General features: G+C 45.2%; 15 protein-coding genes and 1 tRNA gene. All 16 read left to right on the plus strand.

What is annotated here, in order from left to right:
- Positions 1-236 precede the first annotated feature (236 nt).
- The 16 genes from KH180_RS00455 to rplI all read left to right on the plus strand — a co-directional run bounded on the left by KH180_RS00455 (position 237) and on the right by rplI (position 17,740).
- Positions 237-1,067, plus strand: a complete 831-nt coding sequence (locus tag KH180_RS00455) for a 4Fe-4S binding protein (protein ID WP_290755356.1) — start codon at positions 237-239, stop codon at positions 1,065-1,067.
- Between the two features lie 31 nt (positions 1,068-1,098).
- Positions 1,099-1,704 carry an HAD family hydrolase gene (locus tag KH180_RS00460; protein WP_290755357.1) on the plus strand — a complete coding sequence of 202 codons (606 nt, stop codon included), beginning with the start codon at positions 1,099-1,101 and terminating at the stop codon, positions 1,702-1,704.
- 72 nt (positions 1,705-1,776) lie between these two features.
- Positions 1,777-3,996 carry a bifunctional diguanylate cyclase/phosphodiesterase gene (locus KH180_RS00465; protein ID WP_290755358.1) on the plus strand — a complete coding sequence of 740 codons (2,220 nt, stop codon included), beginning with the start codon at positions 1,777-1,779 and terminating at the stop codon, positions 3,994-3,996.
- An 84-nt stretch (positions 3,997-4,080) separates the two neighbouring features.
- Positions 4,081-4,154: transfer RNA gene (locus KH180_RS00470), tRNA-Pro, on the plus strand.
- 289 nt (positions 4,155-4,443) lie between these two features.
- The gene (locus KH180_RS00475; protein ID WP_290755359.1) at positions 4,444-5,640 is read left to right on the plus strand and encodes a dicarboxylate/amino acid:cation symporter; all 1,197 of its coding nucleotides are present in this window, start codon (positions 4,444-4,446) and stop codon (positions 5,638-5,640) included.
- A gap of 3 nt (positions 5,641-5,643) precedes the next feature.
- Positions 5,644-6,984, plus strand: a complete 1,341-nt coding sequence (locus KH180_RS00480; protein ID WP_290755361.1) for an MATE family efflux transporter — start codon at positions 5,644-5,646, stop codon at positions 6,982-6,984.
- Positions 6,985-7,318: 334 nt separating this feature from the next.
- The gene (aroF, locus tag KH180_RS00485) at positions 7,319-8,326 is read left to right on the plus strand and encodes a 3-deoxy-7-phosphoheptulonate synthase (RefSeq protein WP_290755362.1); all 1,008 of its coding nucleotides are present in this window, start codon (positions 7,319-7,321) and stop codon (positions 8,324-8,326) included.
- Between the two features lie 60 nt (positions 8,327-8,386).
- Positions 8,387-8,959, plus strand: a complete 573-nt coding sequence (gene pth, locus KH180_RS00490; protein WP_290755364.1) for an aminoacyl-tRNA hydrolase — start codon at positions 8,387-8,389, stop codon at positions 8,957-8,959.
- A gap of 26 nt (positions 8,960-8,985) precedes the next feature.
- Positions 8,986-12,510 (plus strand): transcription-repair coupling factor, encoded by a 3,525-nt coding sequence (gene mfd / locus KH180_RS00495; RefSeq protein WP_290755365.1) that lies wholly within the window; start codon positions 8,986-8,988, stop codon positions 12,508-12,510.
- 50 nt (positions 12,511-12,560) lie between these two features.
- Entirely contained in the window at positions 12,561-13,673 is a 1,113-nt protein-coding gene (locus KH180_RS00500) for a peptidylprolyl isomerase (RefSeq protein WP_290755367.1), read from the plus strand.
- Between the two features lie 112 nt (positions 13,674-13,785).
- The gene (locus tag KH180_RS00505; protein ID WP_290755369.1) at positions 13,786-13,974 is read left to right on the plus strand and encodes a DUF951 domain-containing protein; all 189 of its coding nucleotides are present in this window, start codon (positions 13,786-13,788) and stop codon (positions 13,972-13,974) included.
- A gap of 100 nt (positions 13,975-14,074) precedes the next feature.
- A complete protein-coding gene (gene rpsF, locus KH180_RS00510; protein WP_175403559.1) occupies positions 14,075-14,362 on the plus strand; it encodes a 30S ribosomal protein S6 in 288 nt (95 codons plus the stop codon).
- Positions 14,363-14,389: 27 nt separating this feature from the next.
- Positions 14,390-14,842: a single-stranded DNA-binding protein gene (locus tag KH180_RS00515; protein WP_137327381.1), complete on the plus strand. Its 453-nt coding sequence runs from the start codon at positions 14,390-14,392 to the stop codon at positions 14,840-14,842.
- A gap of 15 nt (positions 14,843-14,857) precedes the next feature.
- The gene (gene rpsR / locus KH180_RS00520; RefSeq protein WP_006567633.1) at positions 14,858-15,112 is read left to right on the plus strand and encodes a 30S ribosomal protein S18; all 255 of its coding nucleotides are present in this window, start codon (positions 14,858-14,860) and stop codon (positions 15,110-15,112) included.
- Positions 15,113-15,225: 113 nt separating this feature from the next.
- Entirely contained in the window at positions 15,226-17,292 is a 2,067-nt protein-coding gene (locus tag KH180_RS00525; RefSeq protein ID WP_290755374.1) for a DHH family phosphoesterase, read from the plus strand.
- A gap of 1 nt (position 17,293) precedes the next feature.
- Positions 17,294-17,740 carry a 50S ribosomal protein L9 gene (rplI, locus tag KH180_RS00530; RefSeq protein ID WP_290755376.1) on the plus strand — a complete coding sequence of 149 codons (447 nt, stop codon included), beginning with the start codon at positions 17,294-17,296 and terminating at the stop codon, positions 17,738-17,740.
- The last annotated feature ends 2 nt before the right edge of the window (positions 17,741-17,742 follow it).

Genomic DNA, 17,742 nt, shown 5'->3' on the forward strand with positions numbered 1-17,742 from the left:
ACCTTTCTTTTGCAGATGTTAATATTTCATGACATGTTCCACATGATTTCCGTTTGGCTCTTAGAGTGCCTTATTCCAGTCATGTTAAACTTATACAGTAAGTATCCCACGATTGAATTAGCCAGTCAATCCGGACTGTTATTTTTTGTTTCACGGATGGTAAACCGGGTACTGAGTTGATATAATAGTTGTATTACTATTGTACATACGGACTTGGTTCAAAGGAGGGATCGGTTATGGAATGTAAAAGAGTTTGGGCAGTCTATTTCAGTGCCACAGATACAACAAAAAAGATTGTCACAGCTTTGGCAAAGGAATCAGCCAGAACGCTGCGGGCCCAATATCATGAGTATGACTTCACTCTGCCCGGTGCAAGAAAGGAGTTCCTTGTTTTTGAACCTGAAGATCTTGTAATCTTTGGGACGCCAGTCTACGCCGGGAGAGTGCCCAATGTGCTTCTTGGGTTCTTAAAAGATTACATAAAGGGAAATCATGCCTTGGCAGTGCCGGTTACAGTCTACGGAAACCGGAATTATGATGATGCACTGATAGAACTCCGTGATTTGCTGGAGCAGAACCGGTTCTGTACTGTTGCGGCAGGAGCTTTTGTGGGAGAACATGCCTTTTCCAAAACGCTGGCAGAAGGGCGGCCGGATCACAAGGACATCAGCCTGGCCAGGGAGTTTGCATTCGGGCTTTGCCAGCGCATCAGGATGTATGAAAGAGAAGCGGCCGGACATCCTGTATATGTGAAAGGAACCCCGGCTCCGTACAGAGGTTATTATCAGCCCCGTGACAGAAAAGGAACCTTTATTGATATAAGAAAGGTAAAGCCGCTGACCTCAGAGTTATGTGACGGCTGCGGTATCTGTGCTGAGGTCTGTCCGATGGGATCCATAAGCCGTGAGGATTTCAGCAAAGTAAACGGCATCTGTATTAAGTGCGGAGCCTGCATTAAGAAATGCCCTAAGCAGGCCAGATACTATGAAGATGAAGGCTATCTGTATCACAAAACTGAACTGGAAGAGCAGTATACAGAGCGGGCAGAGCCGGAAATCTTTTTCTAAACTTATTTAAACCAGCGGTTGGGAGGATAGCATGATAAAAAATATAATATTTGACATCGGGAATGTCCTGGCGGATTTTGCATGGGAACGGCTGTTTCACAGGCTTGGATTTGAGGATGAGGTTTTTGAGAATATAGCAGATGCCACGGTAAGAGGACCTTACTGGCAGGAGTTTGACCGGGGACGCATGTCTGACCGGGAGATTATGGAGGGATTTTATTCCCTGGCACCCCGGTACAGAGAGCAGCTGGACCTGTTTTATGAGCATATACACGAGATGACGGACGAATATCCTTATGCGGCAGAATGGGTCAGAAGCCTGAAGAAAGCAGGATATTCTGTATATATATTAAGCAATTACGGAAAAACAGCTTTTGAAAAAAGGAAACATCCGTTTTCATTTCTTGAAGAGGCAGACGGCAAGGTGATTTCGTATGAGGTACTTTCGGTGAAGCCGGAAAGAGAGATCTATCAGGCATTGGAAAGCAGATACGGCATCAGCCCTGAGGAATCTGTTTTTATTGATGACTTAGAAGAAAACATTGAAGGGGCAGAAAGATACGGGTATGCGGGAATCTTATTCCGGAGCAGGGCCCAGGCAGATCAGGAGATTGCAAAGCTCAGCTGTACAAAATAATGATTGTGCTGAACCCGTCTTATGACTTATAATTTAAGAACAGTAAAGATATAAGGCAAGGGAGGAATTAAAATGAAAGAGAGCTCTATCATGAAAAGAATACTGCTTTTTGTAATTGCGCTTTCTTTAGGCTTATTTTCTTCCTTATATTTATACTCTCAGGCTCTGCACAGGAATCTGGAAAATGAGGTGCTGAGTTCTCTCCATGAGGTTTCCGGCCAGAGTGTGGAGATTTTGAGAAAAGAAATTCTTGGCGAGATTAACCTGTTGGACGGGATTGCCAATGAGATCAGTGACAAAAGGCTTGAGGATCCGAAGAAGCTGGCTGAAAGCTTTCAGAAGGTTTCTGACAAGTACCAGTTTAAGCGCATGGGGATTATTCTTACGGATGGAACCGTTTATACAAGTGACCGAAAGAGCGGGAACCTGGCGGACCGTAAATACTTTAAGTCAGGGCTTAAGGGCATTTCTTCCATCTCAGAGACATTGACAGACCGTCTGGACCCCAACAGTGAGAAAATCAATATTTACAGTACACCGATCATACGGGGAAACAGGGTTACAGCAGTGCTGTATGCTGCCTACAGAACCGCTGATTTTAAAAAGACTTTGTCCATATCCTCCTATTATGGAAAAGGCTATACTTATGTTGTGAAACGAAACGGTGACCTTGTGGTGGATTCAGATAATAAAAACAGTGTTCAGAATATGGATAATATTTTCACATCTCTCCGTGCTGCATCTTCGGAAAATAAAAGGTGCTCAGAGGAACTGAAAGAAGCCTTAAAAAATCAGAAAAAAGGTCACATCGATTTTTTCAACGGTGAGAGAAAGTATATGTATTATGTTCCCACAGGGATCAATGACTGGTATCTTCTGACTGTGGTTCCAATGGAAGTGGCAAATACAAAAGCTATGGCGATCATGAAGCTTACTTATATTCAGTCAGGGATCATTGTTGCGGTGTTTCTCGCCCTTTTGATCTTCATTGTGCGCTCTGAAAAAAAGAAAAAGCTGAGGCTGATGGAGATTGCATATACGGACAGTATGACAGGCGGAGACAATTACCGGGCATTTTGCCTGAAAGCTGAAAAGATATTGGAAAAGGAGACCGCAAAGACCGCCATTCTCTGTATGGATATTGACCGTTTTAAGCTGGTCAATGAGCTGTTTGGGTTTAAGACAGGAGATGAGATTATTCGTCTGATCTGGCATGTATGGAGCGGAATGATGAAGGAAGGAGAGCTGGCGGCCCACAGAGAAGCCGACCGTTTTGTAGGGCTTATGCATTATGATTCTGAGGATGAGCTTTTGCAGCGGCTGGATCAATTCATCACGCATATTCAGCGAATGAAGAATATGAACTACAAAATAAAGCCCAGCATCGGTATCTATCTGGTGACTGACCGCAGCATATCCATTGATGCCATGCCGGATATGGCTCTGATTGCACAGGCAACCGTGAAAAACCAGCTGCACAGTTATTATGCTTTCTATAATGAAGAACTGAAAAACCGGATCATTCATAATAAAGAGATGGAAGACCGGATGGAGAGCGCCCTGGCACAACATGAATTTTGTGCCTATTACCAGCCTAAATATGACACAGAGACGAAAGAGATCGTGGGAGCGGAGGCTCTGGTCAGATGGATCGGAGAAGACGGCAGGATCATACCTCCGTCTGACTTTATTCCTGTCTTTGAAGAAAACGGGCTGATTATGGGGCTGGATGAATTTATGTTCCGGGAAGTGTGCAGGCAGCAGAGGAAATGGATGGATGAGGGAAGAGAGGCGGTGCCTATATCTGTCAACCTGTCCCGGTATAATATCTTTTACAGTGCTTTCATAAATAAATATCAGGATACTCTCAAAGAATTTGATATTCCTCCGGCACTGGTTCCTTTAGAGATCACGGAGAGTGTTATGTCAGAGGATGAGGAACTGCTGAGAAACATCATTGATGAGCTGCACGGAATCGGATTTTCTGTGCTTATGGATGACTTTGGAACGGGGTATTCCTCCATGACCATGTTAAGATCCATGCCGATTGATGTGCTGAAGCTGGATAAGAGTTTTGTAGATGACATCGGGGACAGCAGGGGAGAAAAAATTATCAGGAGTATCATTGATCTTTCCAAAAGTCTGGGCATTCACCTGACCGCAGAAGGAGTGGAGACAAAACAGCAGTATGAATTTTTAAAAGAGCTTGAATGTGATGAAATTCAAGGTTATTATTTTGCCAGGCCCATGCCGGGTGATGAATTTGGACCGCTGTTGGCGCAGAAGATTTGAAGTACAGAAAAATATACAATAAATTTTAAAAAAATTGAAATTTCCTCTTCCATTTTTGAACCAGACGTAATATAATAGCAAAAGCGGGGCATGGCTCAGCTTGGTAGAGCGCGTGGTTCGGGACTACGAGGTCGCAGGTTCAAATCCTGTTGCCCCGACTGCTGAAAGCATCAGACATTTGTCTGGTGCTTATTTTTTATTTCATGGGAAAGTGCATCCCATGAAATAAAAAACGCTCCGCGGGGATCGCACTGCGGCGATAAGGAATCATGTCGCCAAAGCGACCCGCCTCATGCGGAGAATCCTGCAAGCGGGATTCTTTCTTGTTTCATAGGAAAAATATTGGTGCCCCTTGTTATCTTTATTGTCACAACGTATAATAGTAATCTGTGAGACGGAGTTTTATCCGCGGTTTAAACAAATGAAAATTAGGGAGACTTGATATTTATGAAAAAGAAAAAAATAGGATTATTGACACGGCTGCTGATCGGTATCATTACAGGTATGCTGATTGGTTCCATAGGGGATTTGTTCGGTGTCGGAGATACATTTATTTTTAAAGGCATCATTCGGCTGTTTATTACATTTACCACACTGTTCAGTACGTTTTTGAATTTTATTATTCCGCTTCTGATTCTTTCCTTTGTAGCGGTAGGGCTTGCCGACTTGGGGAAAAAGGCGAATAAACTGTTTGGAGTGACGCTGCTCCTGGCATATGCATCCACTGTCATTGCAGGTGTCGGTGCCTTTTTTGCGGGAAAAGCTCTGCTGCCGTCCCTGATCCAGCGGATCACCGGGAGTGAGATTCAGACAAAATCTTTTGAAACGATTTTTACGATCCAGGCAGATCCCGTCTTCGGGGTTATGACTGCTTTGATTCTGGCATTTCTTTTAGGGCTTGGGATTGCAAACAGCAAAAATGATACTCTGCTGCTCTGCTTAAAAGATCTTCAGGAGATCATTACAAAAACACTGAATAAGATCATCATTCCGATGATTCCATTTTATGTGGCCGGACTGTTCAGCAAGATTGCGGCAGAAGGAAAACTTCTTCCGACGATCAAGATGTTCATCAAATTATATGTGATGATTCTGATCTTTCAGTGGCTGTATATCGCATTCCAGTTTTTGATTGCCACATTGTTTACAAAAGAAAATAAGTTTAAGAACTTAAAAAGAATTGCACCTGCATATTTTACGGCGCTTGGAACTCAGTCCTCTGCATCTACGATACCGGTGAATCTTGAGAGCAGCAAGGACAGCGGTATATCTGAGGACATTGCGGATTTTGTGATTCCTCTGTGTGCAACGATCCATCTTTCCGGAGATACCATCTGTCTGGTCATAGGATCTATGGGAATTATGATTGCCAACGGGCTGACGCCTACATTGTCCATGTTCCTTCCGTTTATCTTTATGCTGGGGATCACAATGGTGGCTGCTCCGGGAGTACCGGGAGGAGGAGTCATGGCAGCACTTGGACTGATTAAATCAATGCTTCATTTTACAGATCCGATGAGCCAGCTGATTATTTCCCTGCATTTTTCCCAGGATAGTTTTGGGACAGCCTGCAATATTACCGGAGACCAGGCCATTGCCTGTATGGTTGACAGTATTGACAGGAAAAATGGGGAAAAGAAATAAGGAATGGAAAAAAGAGAGGTATTATTTACAAATAAAGATTTGAAGAAATTGATCATACCGCTGATTATTGAACAGCTTCTGACCGTAACCGTAGGCCTGGCTGACTCTATTATGATTTCCAGTGTGGGAGAAGCGGCAGTCTCAGGAGTGTCGCTGGTGGACAGCATCATGGTTCTGCTTATCAATATGTTCTCAGCATTGGCGACAGGCGGAGCGGTAGTGGCCGGCCAGTATCTTGGGCAGAAAAAGCATGTGATGGCATGTAAGACAGCAGATCAGCTGATCTTATTTATCTCAGCGCTGGCTGTGGCGATCATGGCCGCCATTTATGCTCTGAGAAGTTTTATCCTTCACGGGGTTTTTGGGGCTATTGAGCCCGCGGTTATGCATAATGCAGAAGTCTATCTGATGATCGTGACGGCATCTATTCCATTTCTGGCAGTTTACAACGGATGTGCGGCTTTGTTCCGGACAATGGGGAATTCAAAGACCGCCATGCAGATGTCGCTGTTTATGAATGCTATCAACATTGCCGGAAACGCAGTACTGATTTACGGTGTGGGCATGGGTGTGGAAGGAGCGGCGATCCCGACCTTAGCATCCCGTGTAATTGCAGCTGCCGTGATCCTGGTTCTGTTGAAAAACAGGAACCAGGCGGTACATATCAGCAGGAATTTTCATTTTAAATTCAAGGGATTTCTGGTCGGCAAGATATTAAATATCGGAGTTCCCAACGGAGTGGAAAACAGTATGTTTCAGCTTGGGAAAATCCTTGTTCTGAGTCTGGTAGCAGGCTTTGGCACCTCAGCAATCACAGCGAATGCGGTCAGCAACATGGTTGCCATGTTTGAGATCATCCCCGGAATGGCAGTGGGGCTTGCGGTGCTTACCGTGGTGTCCCGGTGTGTGGGCGCAGATGACTATGAGGCGGCCCGCTATTATACAAAGAAGCTGCTGAAAACAGCCTATGCCTCGCTGATCGTGTTTAACGCATTTATCGTAGTCATGCTTCCTGTGATTATCAGGGCTTATCATCTGTCGCCGGAGACGGCGGCAATCACCAGAAAAATCCTGCTGTACCATACCCTGTGCTGTGTTACAGTCTGGCCGGTATCCTTCACACTGCCCAATACACTGAGAGCGTCAAATGACGTGAAGTATACGATGGTCACTGCGATTATCTCCATGTGGATTTTCCGCATTCTGTTCAGTTTTGTGCTGGGCAAATGGCTTGGATGGGGAGTGTTTGGAGTCTGGGTTGCCATGACACTGGACTGGGCAGTGCGCGCTGTTCTTTTCCTGATCCGCTATATCAAAGGAAAGTGGCAGTACAAAGTCATTTGACAAAGCAGAGAAGGAAAAAAGGTTTTGCCTTGACAATCAGAGGAAAATCGTGTAATTTAATAGACAGAAGCTATTAAATTGATAGATAAAAGTTATTGATTGAATGTTGCAGCTGTTTTTTAGGAGATTACTATGTCAGCAAAAAGAGAAATGTCAAATGCATATGCTTTTTCATTTTATTTCTGGGGTTATTACTTTAATCCCGGCTTTTTGTGCTACAATGAATCATCTCCTAGGATCCGGTAAAGTCAATCGGTAAAGTTCATTTTTAGGACCTGTATTCTTGTAGTAGAATACAGGTCCTTTTTACTTTATATGAAGGAGGAAAAGTATCATGATTATTATTTTAAAGAGCGGCGCAGAGGATCAGCAGGTAGAAGCATTAAAACAGGAGATGGAGTCCCAGGGATTTGCCATTCACGAGTCGGCCGGCATCAACACGAAACTTTTAGGCCTGATAGGGGATACTTCCAAGGTGGATGTTGACCATGTAATGGCCAATGACATTGTGGAGACCGTACAGAGAATTCAGGAACCATACAAAAAAGCCAACAGGAAATTTCATCCCAAGGACACAGCCGTGGACATTTCAGGAGTCAAGATCGGAGGAGGGAACTTTCAGGTGATCGCAGGGCCCTGCTCTATTGAGAACAAGGAACAGATGACAGAAGTGGCCCGCAAAGTAAAAGAATCCGGGGCAGGATTTTTACGGGGAGGTGCGTTTAAGCCGAGAACATCACCTTATGCTTTCCAGGGACTGCATGATGAGGGGCTTACGCTTTTGCTGGAGGCTAAAAAGGCCACTGGTCTTCCGGTGGTTACAGAAATCATGGATGCCAGTCATCTCCATCTGTTTGAGGATGTGGATCTGATCCAGGTGGGAACCAGAAATATGCAGAATTTTGAGCTGCTCAAAGAGCTTGGAAAAATCAAAACACCGGTCCTGTTAAAACGGGGAATGGCCTGTACAATTGATGAATGGCTTATGAGTGCTGAGTACATCATGGCAGGAGGAAATGAAAACGTAATTCTCTGCGAACGCGGAATCAGAACCTACGAAACGGCAGTGAGAAATACTCTGGATCTGTCCGCAATCCCGATGATTAAAAAGAAATCCCATCTGCCTGTCATTGTGGATCCTTCCCATGCTACCGGGATCCGGTTTATGGTAGAACCTATGGCGCTGGCCGCTATTGCCGCCGGTGCTGACGGCCTGATGGTGGAGGTTCATAACAATCCGGCCAAGGCGCTCTGCGACGGCCCGCAGTCACTGACACCGGAAGGATTCGATGAAATGATGAAGAAAGTTACGAAAACAAGAGACTTCTTTCAAAATTTATAATCTTTTGTTATACTGGTTGCAGACTTATTTGATAAGGAATCAGGACAAAGGAGCAGTAAAATGAAAGTTATCGTCGGACTGGGCAATCCCGGCAGGCAGTATGAACGCACAAGACACAACATTGGATTTGAAGCTGTCGACTATATTGCCGGTAAGAACCAGATAGAAATTTCTACAAAGAAGCATAAGGCGCTCATCGGAAGCGGATACTTAGGAGGGCAGAAAGTCCTGCTGGCAAAGCCGCAGACCTTTATGAACCTGAGCGGAGAAAGCCTCCGGGGAATCATGGATTTTTATAAGCTGGATCCTTCCGATTTTATCGTGATCTTTGATGATATCTCCCTGGATGTAGGGCAGCTCAGAATTCGGAGAAAAGGAAGTGCAGGAGGGCACAACGGGATCAAGAGCATCATCAGCCATCTGGGCAGTATGGATTTTCCGAGAATCAAGATCGGTGTGGGAGAAAAACCAAAAGGATACGATCTGGCAGATTATGTGCTTGGGCATTTCTCCAAAGGAGAGATGGAATTATACGATGATGTGTTCCCGGATGTGAACGATGCGGTGAAGCTGATGGCAATGGATGACATATCCGGAGCAATGAATCAATATAATAAAAAGGCGAGGAAGTAACCGCAGCAGAAAGTAAGGAATGAGACGTGTTAGAGCAGATTTTTGAAAACGACGCAGTATATGGACAGATCAAAGCAGGCCTTGAGAAGCATCAGGGCCCTGTTTTGGTGTCAGGATGTACGGATGGGGCAAAAGCCCACTTGGTCAGTACATTCAAAGGGAGCAGGAAACGCGGGGATTATAAGATTATTGTCACTGCGGATGAGAACAAGGCCAAGGAATGGGCCGGGAACTATCGGTTTTTTGGGGGAGACGCCATCTATTTCCCTGCCAAAGATCCGCTGTTTTATAGTGCGGATGTCCATGGAAATGCCATTGCAAAAGAGCGGCTGAAAGGAATCGAGAGTATCATAAAGGGGCAGGGCGGAGTCTTCGTTCTGTCGATTGATGCATTGATGGACCGGGTTGTGCCGCTTTCACAGATTAAGAAGAACCGGGTGGTTATCAGCCTGGAGACAGAGATTTCCGAGCAGGAGATTACAAAAGAATTTACGGCTATGGGATATGAAAGAACTCCGTTTGTGGAGGCTGCCGGTGAATTTGCCGTGAGAGGCGGAATCATAGATATCTATCCGTTTACCGCAGACTGTCCGTACCGGATTGAGCTGTGGGGAGAGGAAGTGGATTCCATCCGCAGCTTTGATGCCCAAAGCCAGCGGTCTATCGAGGAGGTCAAACGCCTGACTGTATATCCTGCCACAGAGATTGTGTTAAGCGAGGAAAGAATCGCAGCCGGGCTTAAGAAGATACAGGCGGAATATGAAGACCTGGCCGCAAAGTTCCACAATGCTTTTGAGACGGACAAAGAGGTAAGGCTTACAAAGGAATACAAAAGGCTCAGGGAAGAACTTTCTGAATTGTCCATGCTGATCGGGGCAGAAGGATATCTTCCGTATTTTTATGACAGACTGGTATCGTTTCTGGACTATTTCCCTGAGGATACTGTTGTTTATGTGGATGAGCCCCAGCATGTGGAAGAACGGGGAAAAGGATTTTATCTGGAGTTTACCGAGAGCATGAAAAGCCGTCTGGAGGCGGGATACCTTCTGCCGAGCCAGATGGAAACAGTGTCCTGCTTTGAGGAGGCATTCAGCCGTTTGATGAAGCAGCAGACAGTATTCTTATCCACGCTGGCATCCGAGGTGAAGTCTGCACCGGGCACAGAGACATTTTTTATGGAAGCAAAATCGGTTCAGTCCTATAACAACAGTTTTGAACAGCTGGTCAAGGATTTGAAACGCTACCAGAAAAAGGACTACAGGATCCTGGTAGTTTCACCTTCCGTCACAAGAGCCAGGCGTCTGTCTGAGGACATGAGGGATAACGGTCTTACGGTTACTTATGAGAAAAAGCTTTCAAAGGACATCGTCCCGGGGCAGATCGTTATCACACCGGGGAAGTTAAAGAGCGGAATTGAATATCCTGAGACAAAGTGGGTGCTGATTTCTGAAAGTGATATTTTCAGCGGAAGAAAAGAAAAGCGCAGGAAAAAGGCAGCATTTAAGGGAAAAGGCGAGAAAATAAAGAATTTCGCTGATATATCCATCGGTGATTATGTAGTGCACGAAAAGCACGGTGTGGGCATTTACCGGGGAATTGAAAAGATTACCGTGAACAATGTTGAGAAGGATTATATCAGCATTGAGTATAAAGGCGGGGACAATCTGTTTATCCTGGCTTCTGCCCTGGACCAAATTGCCAAGTATGCAAGCGCCAATGCAAAGAAGCCGAAGCTGAACAAACTGGGCGGAAATGAGTGGAAGAAGACTACCAGGCGGGTGAAAGGGCAGGTCAGAGAGACTGCAAAAGAACTGGTAGAATTATATGCTGTCCGCCAGGCCAAGGAAGGTTATGTGTGCGAAAAGGATACAGTATGGCAGAAAGAGTTTGAGGAAATGTTTCCTTATGAAGAGACACAGGATCAGCTGAATGCCATTGAGGACGTGAAGCGGGATATGGAGAGCACAAAGATCATGGACCGGCTGATCTGCGGGGATGTGGGATACGGCAAAACAGAGGTGGCGATCCGGGCGGCGTTCAAAGCAGTGACCAATGGAAAGCAGGTGGCTTATCTTGTGCCGACAACGATTCTGGCCCAGCAGCATTACAATACATTCTGCGAGCGTTTCAAAAATTATCCTATGACAGTCCGTGTCATGTCCAGATTCTGCAGCCCCAAGGAACAGAAAGAAACCATGGAAGGCCTGAAAAAAGGAATCGTGGATGTTGTGATCGGGACTCACCGGCTGCTGTCTAAGGATATGAAATATAAGGATCTGGGGCTTCTGATCATTGACGAGGAGCAGCGGTTCGGCGTAGGACACAAGGAGAAGATTAAAACGCTGAAGAAGGATGTGGACGTGCTGTCCCTGTCTGCGACCCCGATTCCAAGGACTCTGCATATGAGCCTGATCGGCATCAGAGATATGAGCATCCTGGAAGAACCTCCCCATGACCGCCGGGCCATCCAGACCTATGTGATGGAATATAATGAAGAACTGGTGAAAGAAGCAGTCCACCGGGAAATGACAAGGGGCGGGCAGGTATATTATGTATATAACCGGGTCAACAATATTGCTGAGATCACCAGCGGGCTCCAAAAACTGCTCCCGGAGGCCAAAGTTGCCTATGCCCATGGACAGATGAGGGAGCGGGAGCTTGAAAATATCATGATGCAGTTCATGGAAAAAGAGATCGACGTTCTTGTCTCGACTACTATCATAGAGACCGGGCTGGATATCCCCAACGTGAACACTATGATTATTCACGATGCCAACCAGCTGGGGCTTTCCCAGCTCTACCAGCTCAGGGGACGTGTGGGGCGGTCCAACCGGAATGCTTTTGCATTTTTAATGTATAAAAGGGATACTTTATTAAAAGAGACTGCAGAAAAAAGACTGCAGGCCATCAGGGAATTTACGGATCTTGGTTCCGGATACAAAATCGCCATGAGGGATTTGGAGATCCGTGGTGCAGGAAATCTGCTGGGAGAAGAGCAGTCCGGGCATATGGAAGCTGTGGGTTATGATCTCTACTGCAAGATGCTCAATGATGCAGTGCTGAGGCTCAAAGGAGAGCTTTCAGAGGATTCCGATTTCGATACGGCTCTGGATCTGAACATTGACGCATTCCTGCCGTCTGCATACATTCGGAATGAAGTGGAGAAGCTGGAGCTGTATAAGAGGATATCTGCCATTGAAACGAGAGATGAGATGGAAGATATGCAGGATGAGCTTCTGGACCGTTTCGGCGACCTGCCGGCAGCGGTTGTCAATCTGCTCCACATTGCACTGTTAAAATCTATGGCCCATCATGCCTTTATGACCGATGTAAAGCAGAAAGGCGAGACGGTATCCTTTGAGATGAATCCGCAGGCAAACGTACAGGTGGAGAAGATTCCGGATGTTTTAAACGAATTTCCGAAAGAGCTTTCCGTCAGTCCTGGAGAGCGGCCTGTGTTTATTCTGGATCTGTCATCTTTGAAAAAAAGCCAGTGGCTTTCAAAAATTGAACATTGTGTGAACTCTTTGGATGCGTTGATAATCAGATAGTTATGTAGTATAATGCAAAATGAAATAAATTATATGGAGGAAAACAAAGAATGAAACGTGTAGCGAAAAAGATCGTATGTCTTACAGCGGTCATGGCTTTGTGTGCAGCCCTTTTAGCGGGATGCAAAAAGCAGGATGACAGGAAGCTGTTTGAATATGCAGGAAATAAGGTGACTTATAAGGAAGCCCACGTATATGCAAGAATTATGCAGTACAGCGCAGAACAGCAGTATGCGGCATATTTAGGTGATAAATTGTGGTCAACTCAGGTTGGAACCGACAAAAAAGGCAAGAAAATTACCATGCAGGATTCCATCAAAGACAATGTCATTAACCAGATTAAAACTGTAAAGGTACTGGCTGCCCATGCAGACGACTATAAGGTGAAGCTTACTTCTGATGAGAAAAAGCAGCTGGATGAGTCTGTAAAGTCATTTACAAAAAATGAACTTGGAAAACGCGTGATGAAGGTGACGAATGCAGATAAGGATTATATCAAAGAGATCCAGAAGGAAAATCTCATCGCACAGAAGGTGATGAATGCGATCATCACAAAGGCAGATGTCAAGGTGACAGATGAGGAAGCAAAAACTGTAAAAGTATACAAAATTGCATTCACTACAAAGAAAACCGACAGCAAAACCGGCAAAGAAGTGGACATGACAGCAAAAGAAAAAGCTGCACAGCTTAAGAAAGCCAAGGAAGCGTTAAAGGCTATCAAGAAAGGCCAGAGTGTTAAGTCTGTTGCCAAGAAATACAAGGTGGATTCCGACAATGAAGAAAGCTACACAAAAGGAAAAGCAGTGCTTGGAACAAAGTTTGAAGATGCAGCTTCTAAATTAAAGAAGAATCAGGTCAGCGGCGTGGTTGATACGGGAGATGCTTATGTTATCATCAAGATGCTGAATCCAAATGTAAAAAGTGCGCTCGCTACATCCAAGAGCACACTGCTCCAGGAAAAACAGCAGGCTGCTTATCAGAAGGTATACAAAAAGTGGACCAAGGAAGCAGACAAGAAGTGGGATGACGAAAAGAGCATCAATCAGAAACTGTGGAAGAAAATCACATTTAAATACAAAGCAACTACCACAGCAACAGAAAAGACAACTACAGAAGCGACTACTACTGCAAAGCAGAAAGCAACTACAGAGAAGAAGAAATAAACGGTCTCTGTTAAAGGCAGCCCTGATCCGGCTGCCTTTTTCTTCTTTTAAGCCTTTAAAAGAGTGAGAGTTTAACAACATTGTTCAGAAAAAGCAAGACAGGAGGAAATGTATGGAGTTTCAGGTCGGTGATGTGATCAGAATGAAGAAGGCTCATCCCTGCGGAAGCAATGAGTGGGAGATCCTTAGAGTAGGGATGGACTTCCGCCTTAAATGTTCCGGATGCGGACGCCAGGTGATGGTCTCCAGAAAGCTGGTGGAGAAGAATTTCCGGGGATTTATCAAAAAAGCTTGCGGTTAGCAGGAATATATGGTAACATATCAACTTGTGATATATAAATTTATCCTTGCTCTTGGCAGTAGACCAAGAGCCGAAAAGACCAGAAGGAGGTGCAGATAACATGAGTAAATATGAACTCGCATTAGTCGTGAATGCTAAGATCGAAGACGAAGCAAGAGCAGAAGTAGTAGAAAAGGCAAAAGCTATGATTACAGACGCAGGAGCTGAGATCAAAAACGTCGATGAATGGGGAAAGAAGCGTTTAGCTTACGAGATCCAGAAGATGAAAGAAGGATATTACTACTTCATCCAGTTCGACGCAGAGACAGAAGTTCCGGCTGTTTTAGAAGAAAAACTTCGAATTACAGAAAATGTATTACGTTATTTAGTCGTAAAACAGGATGCCTAACATTTTGATAGGCAGGAGGAATCCAATATGAATAAAGTGATTTTGATGGGCCGTCTTACCAGAGACCCGGATGTGAGATATTCACAGGGCGAAAGAGCGACGGCAGTTGCAAGATATACTTTAGCTGTTAACAGGAGATTTAAAAGAGATGGCGAACCGGATGCAGATTTCATTAACTGTGTTGCATTTGGACGTGCCGGCGAGTTTGCCGAAAAGTATTTCCGCCAGGGAATCAAAATCGTCATTTCCGGAAGAATCCAGACAGGCAGTTACACCAACAAAGACGGAATGAAGGTCTACACTACTGACGTGATCGTGGAAGAACAGGATTTCTGCGAGAGCAAGGCAGCTACAGACCAGTATAACGGGGGAGGCATGCAGACAGCCAATCCTTCAAAACCGCCGCAGCCAAGCCAGGCCGCAGGAGACGGTTTTATGAACATTCCGGACGGATTGGAAGAGGAGCTGCCATTTAGTTAAATAGGAGGTTTAATCATGGCTTACAATAGAGGTGATTCTCCGAACAGGAGAAGAGGCGGACGCAGAAGAAGAAAAGTATGTGCATTCTGTACAGAAGCCGATGCCGTTATCGATTATAAAGATGTAGCGACATTAAAGAAGTATGTTTCTGAGAGAGGTAAGATCTTACCTAGACGTATTACAGGAACATGTGCAAAGCATCAGAGAGCTGTCACAAGCGCGATCAAAAGAGCAAGACATCTCGCTTTAATGCCTTATACACAGGATTAATAAAAGACAAGCCGCCGTATCCTTATGGGTATGGCGGCTTTTTTGACCTTGCCAGCCAGTCATGCTATAATGAAAAATACAATATTTGAATCCGAGGTTTAAGGAGCTGTACCATGAAAAATAAGAATACAAGTATAAATATCAGTAAAGATATCATTTGGCCGGTTCTGGCCGGACTGCTGTTTCTGATGGCAGATATCCTGGTATTTTCTATTGATGTGAAGTCAGGGGTTATTCTGGCCTGCTTTGTGTTCGTTTTTATGCTGTTTTCTTTGTTTTATTATCCATACCATAAAAAGAAAATGATGCAGGAAACGATGGATTTTATGTTTGAGCAGAGCCGTGTCCAGAATCATCTCATCAAGGAACTGCCCCTTCCCTATGTGCTCATCGGCGGGGACGGAGATATTATGTGGCACAACCAGGCATTTGAAAAGATTCTGGACGGGAAGAGCATATCCAAACTGCAGCAGATGTTTCCGGAGCTGGACAAGAATCTTCTGCCGTCAGAGATGAACCACGCAGTTTCTCATGTGAAGAAACAAACGGTGGAGAAGGATGAGGAGAAGACCTGCTTCTATAAGATAGAGTTTGTCAGGATTCAGATGGACAGCCTGATTGATGAAGAGACAGAGAGCAAGTCAAAGCAGTGGCTCAGAGACCAGTCTATGGTAGCTGCCTATTTCTTTGACCAGACCATGTTAAAGATGTATATGGAGCAGAATGAGAATCAGCGGATGGTGGTCGGGCTGATCTATATTGATAACTATGACGAGCTTCTGGACAATGTGGACGAGGTAAAACAGTCCATGCTTCTGGCGCTGGCTGACCAGAAGATCAACAAGTTTATCCAGAATATTTCCGGTATTGTGAAAAAGACGGAGAAGGATAAGTATCTGATCATTTTCCAGCAGAAGTACCTGGAAAAAGTGAAAAAGGAAAAGTTTCATATTTTAGAGGAAGTTAAAAGCATCAATCTGGGCAGCAGCGGCAATATGACACTGAGTATCAGCCTGGGAATCAACGGACAGAGCTATCAGGAAAACTATGAGGCAGCCTGTACGGCCATGGATTTAGCATTGGGCCGGGGCGGTGACCAGGCGGTGATCAAAGACGGTGAGGATATTTCATACTACGGCGAAAATGCAGCCGTGGTAGAGAAAAATACCCGGGTCAAGGCCAGAGTCAAGGCCCATGCCCTGAGAGAACTTCTGGAATCCAAAGACAATGTGGTTATCATGAGCCACAAGATACCGGATCCGGATGCCATGGGTGCGGCGGTAGGGCTGTACCGGCTGGGGCTCTCCCTGGGAAGGAAAGCCCATATTGTCATGAATGAGGCGACAATTTCAGTCCGCCCTATTGTGGAAGAGCTTTTGGCATGTGAGGAATATGACGAGGATATGTTCATCACCAGTGATCTGGCTATGGAGATCACAGATGACAATACGCTTCTGATTGTGGTGGATGTCAATCATGCAAGCTATACAGAGTGTGAGGAGCTTCTTGAGCAGACCAATACCATTGTCATACTGGATCATCACAGAAAGGGAAGAGAGACGATTAAGTATCCGGTGCTTTCGTATATCGAACCTTATGCGTCCTCTACCTGTGAACTGGTAGCCGAGATTCTGCAGTATATTGCAACAAAACCAAAGCTTCTGCCGGTGGAGGCTAATGCGATGTATTTCGGAATGCTCATAGACACGGATAATTTTGTCAACAAGACGGGAGTCCGGACATTTGAGGCAGCCGCTTTCCTGAAGCGGAGCGGAGCCGACCTGAATAAGGTCAGAAAGATGTCCAGAACCAGTATGGACACATATAAGATCCGGGCCAAAGCAGTCAGTGATGCTGAGATCATGTATGGTTCTTTTGCCATTGCAACTTTGGTGGGCATCGGGATTGACAGCCCTACTGTGGTAGGTGCCCAGGTGGCCAATGAACTGCTGGACATTGACGGAATCAAGGCATCCTTTGTGCTGACAGGCGTGGAAGAGCGTGTTTACGTCAGCGCCAGATCCATTGATGAGGTAAATGTCCAAAAGATCATGGAACAGTTCGGAGGCGGAGGCCATCTGACTGTGGCGGGAGCCCAGATGGTGGATGTATCCCTTTATGATGCAAAACAGATTATTAAAGGAACTCTGCAGTTTATGAAAGAGGAAGGAGACATATAAAATGAAAGTTATTTTATTGCAGGATGTAAAGAATGTAGGAAAGAAAGACGATATTGTTGATGCAAACGACGGATACGCAAGGAATGTGCTCCTGCGCAAGGGGCTTGGCGTGGAAGCCAGCAAGAAGGCGGTCAATGACCTGAAGCTTAAAAAGGCCAATGAAGACAGAGTGGCAAAAGAGAAACTGGAGGAGGCAAAGAGATTTGCCCAGGAGCTCAAAGAAAAAGAAGTTATCTTAAAGATGAAAGTCGGCGAAGGCGGAAGGACATTTGGTGCTGTATCCACAAAGGAGATTGCAGAGGCTGCCAAAAAACAGCTGGGTTACGAACTGGATAAAAAGAAGATGCACACAGAACCGATCAAGACTCTGGGAGTACACAATGTAGAGGTTAGAGTGCATCCGAAAGTGACAGCCACATTAAAGGTGAAAGTGCAAGAGGATAAATAGAG

Origin of the sequence: Anaerostipes sp. (assembly GCF_018381315.1) — a bacterium.
Lineage (GTDB): Bacteria > Bacillota > Clostridia > Lachnospirales > Lachnospiraceae > Anaerostipes.